This window comes from Alistipes sp. UBA1686, from assembly GCF_002320215.1.
In the GTDB taxonomy this organism is placed as follows: domain Bacteria; phylum Bacteroidota; class Bacteroidia; order Bacteroidales; family Rikenellaceae; genus Alistipes; species Alistipes onderdonkii.
The window spans coordinates 71,958-83,732 of record NZ_DCKA01000021.1; the positions used below are offsets into that span (position 1 = coordinate 71,958).

General features: G+C 60.6%; 7 protein-coding genes and 1 other RNA gene. 4 read left to right on the forward strand and 4 right to left on the reverse strand.

Going from position 1 to position 11,775, the window contains the following annotated elements; translation table 11 throughout:
- Nucleotides 1-208: 208 nt before the first annotated feature.
- The 3 genes from udk to B3C38_RS10435 all read right to left on the reverse strand — a co-directional run bounded on the left by udk (nt 209) and on the right by B3C38_RS10435 (nt 3,775).
- The gene (gene udk / locus B3C38_RS10425) at nt 209-832 is read right to left on the reverse strand and encodes a uridine kinase (protein ID WP_022333162.1); all 624 of its coding nucleotides are present in this window, start codon (nt 830-832) and stop codon (nt 209-211) included.
- A 74-nt stretch (nt 833-906) separates the two neighbouring features.
- Nucleotides 907-2,865: a DNA topoisomerase (ATP-hydrolyzing) subunit B gene (gene gyrB, locus B3C38_RS10430; protein ID WP_286727028.1), complete on the reverse strand. Its 1,959-nt coding sequence runs from the start codon at nt 2,863-2,865 to the stop codon at nt 907-909.
- A 172-nt stretch (nt 2,866-3,037) separates the two neighbouring features.
- Entirely contained in the window at nt 3,038-3,775 is a 738-nt protein-coding gene (locus tag B3C38_RS10435; RefSeq protein ID WP_055201824.1) for a cell division ATP-binding protein FtsE, read from the reverse strand.
- A 251-nt stretch (nt 3,776-4,026) separates the two neighbouring features.
- Here B3C38_RS10435 and B3C38_RS10440 point away from each other — a divergent pair, with 251 nt between their 5' ends.
- Nucleotides 4,027-7,212 (forward strand): ATP-binding protein, encoded by a 3,186-nt coding sequence (locus tag B3C38_RS10440; protein ID WP_286727029.1) that lies wholly within the window; start codon nt 4,027-4,029, stop codon nt 7,210-7,212.
- 263 nt (nt 7,213-7,475) lie between these two features.
- Nucleotides 7,476-7,878: a transfer-messenger RNA gene (gene ssrA, locus B3C38_RS10445) on the forward strand.
- Between the two features lie 215 nt (nt 7,879-8,093).
- Here ssrA and B3C38_RS10450 read toward each other — a convergent pair.
- A complete protein-coding gene (locus B3C38_RS10450) occupies nt 8,094-10,013 on the reverse strand; it encodes a PQQ-binding-like beta-propeller repeat protein (RefSeq protein ID WP_286727030.1) in 1,920 nt (639 codons plus the stop codon).
- 84 nt (nt 10,014-10,097) lie between these two features.
- Here B3C38_RS10450 and purT point away from each other — a divergent pair, with 84 nt between their 5' ends.
- Entirely contained in the window at nt 10,098-11,276 is a 1,179-nt protein-coding gene (gene purT / locus B3C38_RS10455) for a formate-dependent phosphoribosylglycinamide formyltransferase (protein WP_286727031.1), read from the forward strand.
- Between the two features lie 14 nt (nt 11,277-11,290).
- Nucleotides 11,291-11,731, forward strand: a complete 441-nt coding sequence (locus tag B3C38_RS10460) for a peptidylprolyl isomerase (RefSeq protein ID WP_055210220.1) — start codon at nt 11,291-11,293, stop codon at nt 11,729-11,731.
- The last annotated feature ends 44 nt before the right edge of the window (nt 11,732-11,775 follow it).

Sequence of the window (11,775 nt, forward strand, 5' to 3'; positions counted from 1 at the left end):
CTGCCGCAGCCGGCAAGTCGCAGCTGATCGTAGCCTTAGGGTGCAAAGCGGCTGCGGCTTGGATTCCGATTCCGAAATAAAACCCCGGCGCAATCTCTTTGCGCCGGGGTTTTCGTTGCAGGATATCCGTAAATTCCTCGGAGTCCCGTCCTGTTATCTCCTTTCCCATAATGCCGTTCTCGGGCCTTTCGGTCACCCGGTTGTCCGGCTACTCGTTACGCGCGATCAGCGAACTGATGTTCTGGATCAGCATCGCCACGGCCACCGAGTTGAAACCGCCCTCGGGGATGATGACATCGGCGTAGCGCTTCGAGGGTTCGACGAACTCGTCGTGCATGGGCTTCACGGTCGAGGTGTATTGCGTGATGACCGACTGCATCGTACGCCCGCGCTCGCAGACGTCGCGCAGGATACGGCGCGCCAGGCGTATGTCGGCGTCCGTGTCCACATAGACCTTGATGTCCATCATGTCGCGCAGCTCCTTGTTTTCGAAGATCAGGATGCCGTCGACGATGATTACCTTCGAAGGCTTCACGCACACGGTTTCCGCCGTACGGTCGTGGTCGACGAACGAGTAGACCGGGTGCTCGATGGGGACGTTGTCCTTCAGCGCCTTGATGTGGTCGACCAGCATCTGCGTGTCGAACGCCTGCGGATGGTCGTAATTGAGTTTCGTGCGTTCCTCGTAGGTCAGCTCGGGGTGCGCCTTGTAATAGTAGTCGTGGCAGAGCGTCACGACGTCGTCGCCTACGAAGGCCTCTTGCAGGCGTTTGACGAGCGTGGACTTTCCCGAGCCGGTTCCTCCGGCGACTCCGATTACGGTAACTTTCATAGTGTCAGTCTGTAATATCGGTTATATAAAGAAAAGGATCGCACCTTTCGCAAGGGCAATCCTTTTCCTTTTCATTATGCGTCGATATTTGCGTAATGCGCGTTTTTCTCGATGAATTCGCGTCGGGGCGGCACTTCGTCACCCATCAGCATCGAGAAGATGCGGTCTGCCTCGGCAGCGTTTTCGATGTTCACCTGGCGCAGGATGCGCGTGTCGGGGTTCATCGTCGTTTCCCACAGCTGGTGGGCGTTCATCTCGCCGAGACCTTTGTAACGCTGCACGTGCGCCCCCTTGCCGAATTCGGCGGTGATGGTGTCGCGTTCCTTCTCCGTCCAGCAATAGCGCTCCTGCTTGCCTTTCTTCACGAGGTAGAGGGGCGGGGTGGCGATGTAGACGTGGCCGTTCTCGATCAGCTCCTTCATCTTGCGGAAGAAGAACGTCAGCATCAGCGTCGCGATGTGGCTGCCGTCGACGTCGGCATCGGTCATGATGATGATCTTGTCGTAGCGGAGTTTCTCCAGGTTGAGCGCCTTGCTGTCCTCCTCGGTGCCGATCGTCACACCCAGCGCCGTGAACATGTTCTTGATCTCCTCGTTCTCCCACATGCGGTGCTCCTGCGCCTTTTCGATGTTCAGGATCTTACCGCGCAGCGGCATGATGGCCTGGAAATTACGGTCGCGGCCCGATTTGGCCGTGCCGCCTGCCGAGTCACCCTCGACGAAGAAGATTTCGGCGATCGAACGGTCGCGGCTCGAACAGTCGGCCAGTTTGCCAGGGAGCCCGGCTCCCGAAAGCACGGTCTTGCGCTGCACCATCTCTCGGGCGTGGCGTGCCGCGTGGCGTGCCGTCGCGGCCAGGATGACTTTCTGCACGATGGCCTTGGCATCCTTGGGGTTCTCCTCCAGGTAGTGGCCCAGGGCGGCAGACATCGCCTGATCTACGGCGGCCGAGACCTCGTCGTTGCCCAGTTTGGTCTTGGTCTGGCCCTCGAACTGCGGCTCCTGCACCTTCACCGAAACCACGGCCGTGAGGCCCTCGCGGAAGTCGTCGCCGTTGATGTCGAACTTCAGCTTGGCGAGCATGCCCGAATCCTCGGCGTATTTCTTGAGCGTGCGGGTCAGCGCGCGGCGGAAGCCCGTCAGGTGCGTACCGCCCTCGATGGTGTTGATGTTATTAACATAGGAGTGCACGTTCTCCGAGAACGAGTCGTTGTACTGCATGGCCACCTCGACCGGGACACCGTTCCTTTCGGTGTCGAGGTAGATGATCTGGTCGATGATCGGCGTGCCGCGCGTGGCATCGAGGTACTGGACGAACTCCTTGAGGCCCTCTTCCGAATAGAAGTGGTCTTCGCGGGTCTTGCCTTCGTCGTCCTTGCGCTTGTCGTAGAGGTTCAGGCGGATGCCCTTGTTCAGGAACGCCAGTTCGCGCAGGCGGTTGGCCAGGATGTCGTATTTGTATTCCGTCGTGAGCGTGAAGATGCTCTCGTCGGGTTTGAACGTGATGGTGGTGCCGCGGTCGGAGCATTCGCCGATGACCTCGACCTGCGAGGTGGGAGCGCCCTTGCTGTACGTCTGGCGGTATATTTTCCCGTCGCGGCTGCGGATCTCGGCGATCAGCAGCGTCGAAAGCGCGTTCACGCACGATACGCCCACGCCGTGCAGGCCGCCCGAAACCTTGTAGCTGCCCTTGTCGAACTTACCGCCCGCATGGAGAACCGTAAGCACGACTTCGAGTGCCGATTTGCCCTCCTTTTCGTGGTAGTCGGTCGGGATGCCGCGGCCGTTGTCGCGTACGGTGATGGAGTTGTCCTCGTTGATCGTCACGTCGATGTCGGTGCAATAGCCCGCCAGCGCCTCGTCGATCGAGTTGTCGACCACCTCGTAGACCAGATGGTGCAGGCCCTTCTCGCCTATGTCGCCGATATACATGGCGGGGCGCTTGCGCACCGCCTCAAGCCCTTCGAGAACCTGGATATTCGAAGCGGAATATTCTTCTTCTTGCTTTTTTACGTTTTCTAATTCGGTACTCATCTGTCGTCTTTAAAATATCGTACAAATATACGAAATATATCCCGAATAAACAATAGCCGTCTGGCTTCTGCCAGCCGATTTTTTGCGGTTGCAGGACGTTTCGGAGGCATCCCCGCAGGGTGTGCCGCAACATACCCCGGGCGGGATGCGGCAGCGTGGGGTTTACGGTCTGTTATCCGAGTTCGGCTTTGAGGTCTACCTCGCGGATTTTACCCTGCGCAAAGAGTATGGCGCGGGCGGGGTAGTTCTCGATCAGTGCGGTGTTGTGCGTGGACATGACCACGGCACAGCCGCGGCCGGCAATCTCCTGGAAGAGCCGCATGATGCCTTCGGCCGTCACGGGGTCGAGGTTGCCGGTGGGCTCGTCGGCCAGCAGTACCTGCGGGTCGTTCAGCAGGGCGCGTGCGATGACCAGCCGCTGCTGCTCGCCCCCCGAGAGTTCGAACGGCATTTTGTAGCTTTTGGCCTCGAGGTCTACGAGCTTGAGCACCTGGTCGATCCGCTCCCGGATCTGGTCTTCGCGCTTCCATCCCGTGGCTTTCATTACGTAATAGAGGTTCATGAAGACGTTGCGGTCGGTCAGCAGCTGGTAGTCCTGGAATACGATGCCGATCCGGCGGCGGAGGTAGGGGATGTCGCGGCGCCTGAGCCTGCGCAGGTCGTAGCCTGCCACGCGTCCTTCGCCGGAGAGCAGCTGCACCTCGGCGTAGAGGGTTTTGAGCAGGGTGCTCTTGCCGCTGCCGACGCGTCCGATCAGGTAAACGAATTCGCCCGGAGCCACACACAGGTTCACATCCGACAGCACCATCTCTCCCCGGCGCATCAGCTTCTCGGCCGAGGTGCTGCCGAACGGGTTGTCCGCATGGTAGATGGCTGCGTTTTTCAGCCTTACGACATATTTTTCGCTCATAGGTTCTGGTCGCTGGAATTATTTTCCAAAGATAGTCAAAATATCCGTACGGGGATGTCGGCACGGCGAAAAAAACCGCCAAAACTGCTTCTGAAGGGATATTTTGATCCTTCTCGACCGGAAATATACAACAAAAAAGCCCTTTGGGTTGCGCAAAAACAACCGTATAATTTGCATTTCCGCCCGAGGGTGCTTAAATTTGCACGATAGGCCGTGACGCCTCGGTCTGTTGGTAAGCAAAAAATCTGTGAATGAAAGAAAATGAGATCCTGCGGGAGATTATGCGGGATGCCAAAATCGGTTGGTGGCAAGCCGACCGTAACCGCCGCGTGTTCCATATTTCGGAAGGGCTCCGCGACCTGCTGGGGGTCGCTTCGTGCGAAGTGACCTACGAAGAGTTCGGGAAGATGATAACTCCGGCCTACCGGGAATACGCCCTCGCCTCGATCGGGGTGCGGGGCGGCGCCGAACGCCTCTATCCGCTGCAAGGGGCGGAGGGAGAGATATGGTGCTACTGGAAACTGTTGCGCGAAGAGGTCGCCGACGACGGGGGAATGCTGCTGACGGGCTATTTCCGGGTGGTCGACCCGCCGTCCGAAGTGGTGAATTCGCAGGAAAAGCAACGCATCAATGACCTGCTGTTCCGGCTGAACAGCATTTCGCAGACGCTGCTTTCGCTGCTCAAGGTCGACGACCTGGATGCCGTGGTGAACAAAATCCTGGCCGACGTGCTGACCATGTTCGATGGCGGCAGGGCCTATATCATCGAATCCGACCCCGAACACCGCTTATATAATTGCACCTACGAAGTCACGGCCGAGAACGTCACCGGGGAACAGGAGCTGGTAAGCGGTATTTCGATGGACGAGGTGCCCTGGTGGACGCAGCGCATCGCCAACGGCCAGCCCGTAATCATCTCTTCGCTCGACGAATTGCCCGACGAGGCTTTCCGCGAGCGCGAGGTGCTGGCCATGCAGGACATCAAGTCGCTGATCGCCGTGCCGCTCCTCTCGCGCGACAAGGTGTGGGGATATGCCGGCATCGACATCGTGAACCGGCCCCGGAGATGGACGGGCGAGGATTTCCAGTGGTTTTCGTCGCTGATCAATATCATCAGCCTCTGTATCGAATTGCAGCGCTCCGAGCGCGAGGCGCAGTCCGAACGCAAGTACCTCCAGAGCCTCTACCACCACATGCCCCTGGGGTATGCCCAGCTGCGGGTCATCCGTGACGAGCAGGGGAAACCCGTCGACCTGCTGGTGCTGGATACCAACTACACCGCCGACAAGATCATGGGTACCAAGCGCGAAACCTATATCGGCAGGCGTATCTCCGAACTGGGACTGGATATGGAGCAATATCTGAAAACTTTTACGGAGGTGCTCCGCAGCGACGGATTTATCGAGCGCGACTCCTTTTACGAGATCTCGAAACGCTGGATACATTCCATCCTCTATACGACCCGGTCGGACGAGGTCATCAGCCTCTTTTCCGACACTACGGAAATGCGCAATGCCCACGAGGCGTTGTTCAACAGCGAAAAAATGCTGCGCAATATTTTCGACAACGTCCAGGTCGGGGTGGAGCTTTATGACAAAGAGGGCTGCCTGGTCGACATCAACACCAAAAACCTCGACATCTTCGGCATCGCGGCGAAGGAGGATGTGCTGGGGATCAATTTTTTCGAGAACCCGATCGTGCCCGAGGAGATCCGCCGCAACGTGCGCAACGGGCAGGAGCAGTCCTTCAGGCTCGATTATCCTTTCGACCGGCTGGGCGGCTACTATCCCTCCCGCAAGAAAGGCAGCGTGCAGATATATACCAAGGTGACCATGCTGTACGACATGTACGGCGAACTGGTCAACTTCCTGGTGCTGAATATCGACAACACCGAGATCAACGAAGCCCACCACAGACTGGAGGAGTTCGAAAGTTCGTTCTCGCTGGTGAGCCGCTTCGGCAAGGTGGGGTACGCCCGCTTCGACCTGGTGACCCGCGACGGGTATGCCGTGCCGCAATGGTACCGCAACCTGGGCGAGGAGAGCGACACCCCCATGACGCAGGTGATCGGCGTCTACAACCATGTCAATCCCGAAGACCGGGAGGCCATATTCCGGGAAATCGGGCGGGTCAAGGCCAACGAGTCGAACGGCTTCACGCTCGACCTGCGGGTCGGGCTCCGCGACGGCAAGAGCGGGTGGACGCGCGTCAATGTGGTGCGCAACCCGCTGAATACCGACCCCTCGAAGATCGAAATGGTATGCGTCAATTTCGATGTCACGGAACTCAAGCAGACGGAGAAGAGCCTGATCGAAGCCAAGAACAAGGCCGAGGTCAGCGACCGCCTGAAATCGGCCTTCCTGGCCAATATGAGCCACGAGATACGTACGCCGCTCAATGCCATCGTGGGATTCTCGAACCTGCTGGCCGAAACCGACGATATCGCGGAGCGCCGCGAGTACATGCAGGTCGTCGAGGAGAATAACGATCTGTTGCTCAAATTGATATCAGATATCCTCGACCTTTCGAAGATCGAGGCCGGAACGTTCGAGTTCAATTACGGTATGGTCGACGTCAACCGCATGTGCGAGGAGGCGGTGCGAGCGCTGAGCCTCAAGGTACAGGACAAGCCCGTCGAATTGCTTTTCGGCGACCATGAGGCGCAATGCTGCATCGTCGGAGACAAGAACCGGCTGTTGCAGGTCATCACCAACTTCATCAACAATGCGGTGAAATTCACCGAGCAAGGCTCCATCACGCTGGGCTACCGCCGGGAGGCCAGGGACTTGCTGTTCTACGTCGAGGATACGGGAAAAGGCATCTCCGAAGAGCATCTGCGCACTGTTTTCGACCGCTTCGTCAAGCTCAACAGCTTTGCGCAGGGCACCGGGCTGGGGCTTTCGATCTCGAAGAGCATCGTCGAGCAGATGGGCGGGCATATCGGCGTCGAGTCGGAGGAAGGCCGGGGCTCCCGTTTCTGGTTCACCATACCTGCCGTGGCATGCAATGCCGGGCCGGACGACGAACCGTCCGTTGTGGCTGAGGCTCCGCATCCCGTGTCCTGTCAGGACGGGAAACTCCCGTTGCTGCTCGTGGCCGAGGATACCGACAGCAATTTCCTGCTGGTGTCGCTGATGTTCCGCAAGGAGTTCGACATCGTGCGGGCCGTCAATGGCGAGGAGGCGGTGCGGATATGCCGGGAAATGAACCCTGCGGCCATCCTGATGGACATCAAGATGCCTGTGATGGACGGGTTCGAGGCTACGCGGCGGATCCGCGCGTTCGATCCCGCCGTGCCGATCGTCGCGGTCACGGCATTCGCCTACGACCGTGACCGGCAGAAAGCCTTCGCTGCCGGGGCCAACGGATATGTCGCCAAGCCGCTCAGCGGGGAGCATATCCGCCGCGTATTGGGGACATTGCTGGCGGAGATATAACCGCGTCGTGCGTTGCGGGTTTTGCCGGTAGGGAAGTGTCCGACGTTTTCCGGGGGATCGCCCGCCGCGAAACAACGGCGGCGCTGTGGCAGCCCGGTAGGGAAACCTGTGCCGGGAAGGGGTACCGCGGTGGCCGCGTCCGTTCCTGCCCTGTTTCCGGAAAATCTGCCGATCCCCGATGTATTTCCTGCCCGAGGAGCGGTATTTGGAAAAAAAGTATTATTTTTGCACTGTTTCCATGAGGCTTTGTCCCGCGAAATTCTGGGGGTGCCCGGTTTTGACAGCAGGCAGAGTTTGATTGTAAGCACGCCGAGCGCTGTGTGGCGGCTCGTAAATCCCGACGCTCAAGATTCAAATGGCAATAACAGCTATGCACTCGCTGCATAATTTTCAAGGAAAATTAGCTTAATCGCCGGGCCCAAGGCGGCTTGACGACGAGTATCCCGGGGAGTGGTTCCGCCCTTTAACCGCTTTCCATATGGGGTATCATCAATTCAGGGATAGTGCACCGGAGCGTCCCGGCCGGTGTGCGAAATTCAGGGACTGGGACTCGGGTTCGGTTGCCGCCTGCCAGGCCCGGGTAGAAGGATCAAACGGCGGCTAAGCGTGTAGAAAGCTTTCGGGTTCCCTGTTTGGACGCGGGTTCGACTCCCGCCACCTCCACGAATGTAAAACGCATCTGCTTATAAATAAAGCGGATGCGTTTTCTTGTTGTATTATATCCTTTATTGCTTGCAGAACGGATGTCGGCGCAGCGGCCCTTCGCAATTCGTGGCGGACACTTTTATGCGTCTTAAAACGTGGTTTCGGTCGTATGTCCAGCAGCCTTATGAGGGCGATGGCCTGCATCTGGTTTCGCAGGCGTCTGTCGCAAAGTGCCGTCAGGGAATCCGGAAGAGCTTGCCTTCGGCGAAGGTAATCCACAGCGACCCGTCGGGCGCCTGGCGGAAATCGTTTCCTGCCGAATTGCAGCATTTCACACTCCACAGCAGCGTGCCGTCTTCGCGCACGGCGGCAACCTGCCCGAGCCTCCCGGCGACATAGACCACACCGTCGCGCACACAGGCCGGGCAGGAGTTGTATTCGTATCCCCATCCCAGATCGGTGCACCATGTTTCGCGGTAGGCGTCCGCCGACGTGTCCACGGCCGCCAGCTCGCCGTCCATCGTCTTGTAATAGAATTGCCGTCCGTCACCGCCGAGGCCCGTCGTTTCGCGCGCTTTGCGGCTGTTGTCGCGCCATAGCTGCCGTCCGGTAGCCAGGTCGAGGCAGGTCACGGCCCGGTCGGGCGCCACGATGAAGACCTTGCCGCCGGCGATGCGGGGCACGACATGCCCCGGGGAGAGGAACACGCCGGGGCGGCCGTTGTTCCATTTCCAGAGGCATCTGCCCGTCGCGGCGTCGAGGCAATAAAGTTGCCTGTCCCACGCCCCGAATACCAGTTTCCCGTCCGCGAGCGTCGGGCGCCCCTGCGCCTGTCCCTGTCCGTAGTCGTAACGCCAGAGCAGTTTGCCGCTGCGCAGGTCTATGCGGCCGACGGAGCCGACGCCCAGCCCGATGTAGAGCGAGCTGCGGTCGACGAGCCCGTCGCCGACGACGGCCGTGGCGGTCGGCAGATGCCACCTTCGGCGGCCTGTCCGGGCGTCGAAGGCCCATATCCCGCCCGAGGCGGCGCCGACAATCACCAGCCCGTCCGTGCAGAGCGGGGTGGTGTAGAGCGCGTCGGGAAACCTGTGCCGCCACACTTCGCGCCCCCGGCGTGTGTCGTACGCCCGCAACACGCCCTGTGAATTGCCGTAGTAAACCATGTCGCCGCAGCATCCCGCGCCCGTCAGTACCATGGCGCTGTCCTGCAGGACGTATTCCATGCGACCTTCGTAGTCGGGTGCGGCGGGCGGCGGGTCGCAGGGCAGGGCGAGTATTTGCGGATCCCCTTCCAGGCATACCGTATGGCGGGTGCGTGCGGTGTGTCCGAGCGGCTTTTCGCGGATGCGCACCGAGTCGGCGAAGAAATCGAGCAGGGTATATCCCGGCGCCTCGCCCGGCCTGCCGGCCAGTGCCCGGCCGGGTATGCCCGCGATGCCGTCGAAATTGCGCAGGTCGAGCCGGTGGTAGTGCCCGTAGAGCGAGGCGGTGATGCCCAGCCGTTTGAGCGTTGCGACCACCTCCTGCCTGTTGGTGAGGTCTTTGTTGAGCGGGTAGTGGCAGAGGCTTACGATACGTTCGCCGGGACGGGCCCCGTCGGCCTGCGCTCCGAGCCATGCGAGGTCTTCGGTGCGCACGACGCCGTCGGCCATTTTCATGTAGGGCCCGCAGTTGTAGCCCAGGAAAAGGTAGCCTCCCGCACGGTGCGCGACGCGCCCGTCATGGCCGAATATGCGGCGGAATGTCGTGCATCCGCTCTCCGACCAGGTCGTTTCATGGTTGCCCATGACGGTGAACCACGGTTTTTCGAGCTGCGACATCAGCCCGTACACGTGCTCCAGTTCCTCGTCGCTGCCCGTGTTGGTGAGATCCCCGCCGAAGATGACCAGTTCGGCATCCGACGCGTTGGCTTCGGCGACGGCCACGCGGAAGAGCGAGTCCTGTGCATTGCCCGGCGTGACATGTATGTCGGTGAAAAAGACGACGTGCAGCGTATCGGCCGGGGAGGGGCGTGTTTGCGCCGCGGCGGTTCGGGTGTCCCGCCGCGCTGCGTGATCCGCCGTCGCGGAGGCTCCTGCCGCAGGCGCATGCACGGGAACGAGTGCCGACAGGCACCACGCCATGCCGAAGCACAGCCGGAGGGTTTGATTTTTCATGGCCGTCGAGGTAAGTTTTAATGCGGTAAGGTACGAAATTCAGGGCAAAAAACATATCTTTGTGCCACTGAAAAATACAGACATATGGCTAAAAAGATCATGCTGCTCGGTTCGGGCGAACTGGGCAAGGAGTTCGTAATCGCGGCGCAGCGACTGGGACAGACCGTCGTGGCGTGCGATTCCTATGCGGGCGCCCCTGCCATGCAGGTGGCCGACGCCTGCGAGGTGTTCCCGATGCTCGACGGCGATGCGCTCGCCGCCGCCGTGGCCCGGCACCGCCCCGACGTCATCGTCCCCGAGATCGAGGCGATCCGCACCGAACGCCTCTACGACTTCGAACGCGAGGGCATCCAGGTCGTGCCGAGCGCCCGCGCCGTCAATTTCACGATGAACCGCAAGGCCATCCGCGACCTTGCCGCCCGGGAGCTGGGGCTGAAGACCGCCCGTTATTTCTACGCCACGTCGCTCGCCGAACTGGAGGAGGCTGCCACCCGGATCGGGTTCCCGTGCGTGGTCAAGCCGCTGATGTCCTCCTCGGGCAAGGGGCAGTCGCTCGTCAGGAATGCCGGCGAACTGGAGAGAGCCTGGCACTACGACTGCGAAGGGTCGCGCGGCGATATCCGCGAGCTGATCATCGAGGAATTCATCCGCTTCGACAGCGAAATCACGCTGCTGACCGTCACGCAGAAGGACGGCCCGACGCTCTTTTGCCCGCCAATCGGCCATGTGCAGAAGGGCGGCGACTATCGCGAAAGTTTCCAGTCGCCCTACGTGGCACCGGAACACCTCGCTGAGGCGCAGCGCATGGCGGCCGCCGTCACCGAAGCCCTGACCGGTGCCGGGCTGTGGGGCGTGGAATTCTTCTTGAGCCACGAAAACGGGGTTTATTTCTCCGAACTTTCGCCGCGCCCGCACGACACGGGCATGGTGACGCTGGCCGGGACGCAGAACCTCAATGAGTTCGAACTGCACCTGCGCGCCGTGCTGGGGCTGCCGATCCCCGCGGTGACTTTCGAACGCCTGGGCGCCACGGCCGTGGTGCTCTCGCCCCTGGCAAGCCCCGTGGCGCCGCGCTACGAGGGGATCGACCGGGCGCTGGCCTCCGATCCCCGTACCGACGTGCGGATCTTCGGCAAACCCTCGGCGCGCGTCAACCGCCGCATGGGCGTCGTCGTGGGCTATGCGCCGCTGGGCGACGACCTCGATGCCCTACGCGGACGGGTGAAGGCCGCGGCCGCCGAAATCAAAGTCCTCGAACCTTAAAAACCTGTTTCGATATGGCACAATATGCAATTATTTCGACCGAGAAAGGCGACATGAAGGCCGAACTCTATACGGAGGAGACCCCCGGTACGGTGGCGAACTTCGTCGAGCTGGCCAACCACAATTTCTACGACGGGCTGACCTTCCACCGGGTGATCCCGGGCTTCGTCATCCAGGGCGGCTGCCCGCGGGGCGACGGCACGGGCGGCCCCGGGTACAAGATCAAATGCGAGACCTCGGCGCCGCGCCAGTACCACGACCGGGGCGTGCTCTCGATGGCCCATGCCGGAAAGGACACGGGCGGCTCGCAGTTCTTCATCTGCTGCGCCCGCGAGTCGACGCAGCACCTCGACGGCCGCCACACCTGCTTCGGCCGGGTGGTCGAGGGGCTGGACGTCATCGACGACATCCGTCCCGGCGATCTGATCCTCTCGATCCGCATCGTGGAGGAGTAGGCATACCGCCCGCGTGTACATGAACAAAGCCCTCCCTGTGCGGA

What these genes read in the sequence shown, in the direction of transcription:
- udk (WP_022333162.1), bottom strand. Translation starts at nt 832, where the DNA reads ATGAAAGTTACCGTAATCGGAGTCGCCGGAGGAACCGGCTCGGGAAAG.
- gyrB (WP_286727028.1), bottom strand. Translation starts at nt 2,865, where the DNA reads ATGAGTACCGAATTAGAAAACGTAAAAAAGCAAGAAGAAGAATATTCC.
- B3C38_RS10435 (WP_055201824.1), bottom strand. Translation starts at nt 3,775, where the DNA reads ATGAGCGAAAAATATGTCGTAAGGCTGAAAAACGCAGCCATCTACCAT.
- B3C38_RS10440 (WP_286727029.1), top strand. Translation starts at nt 4,027, where the DNA reads ATGAAAGAAAATGAGATCCTGCGGGAGATTATGCGGGATGCCAAAATC.
- B3C38_RS10450 (WP_286727030.1), bottom strand. Translation starts at nt 10,013, where the DNA reads ATGAAAAATCAAACCCTCCGGCTGTGCTTCGGCATGGCGTGGTGCCTG.
- purT (WP_286727031.1), top strand. Translation starts at nt 10,098, where the DNA reads ATGGCTAAAAAGATCATGCTGCTCGGTTCGGGCGAACTGGGCAAGGAG.
- B3C38_RS10460 (WP_055210220.1), top strand. Translation starts at nt 11,291, where the DNA reads ATGGCACAATATGCAATTATTTCGACCGAGAAAGGCGACATGAAGGCC.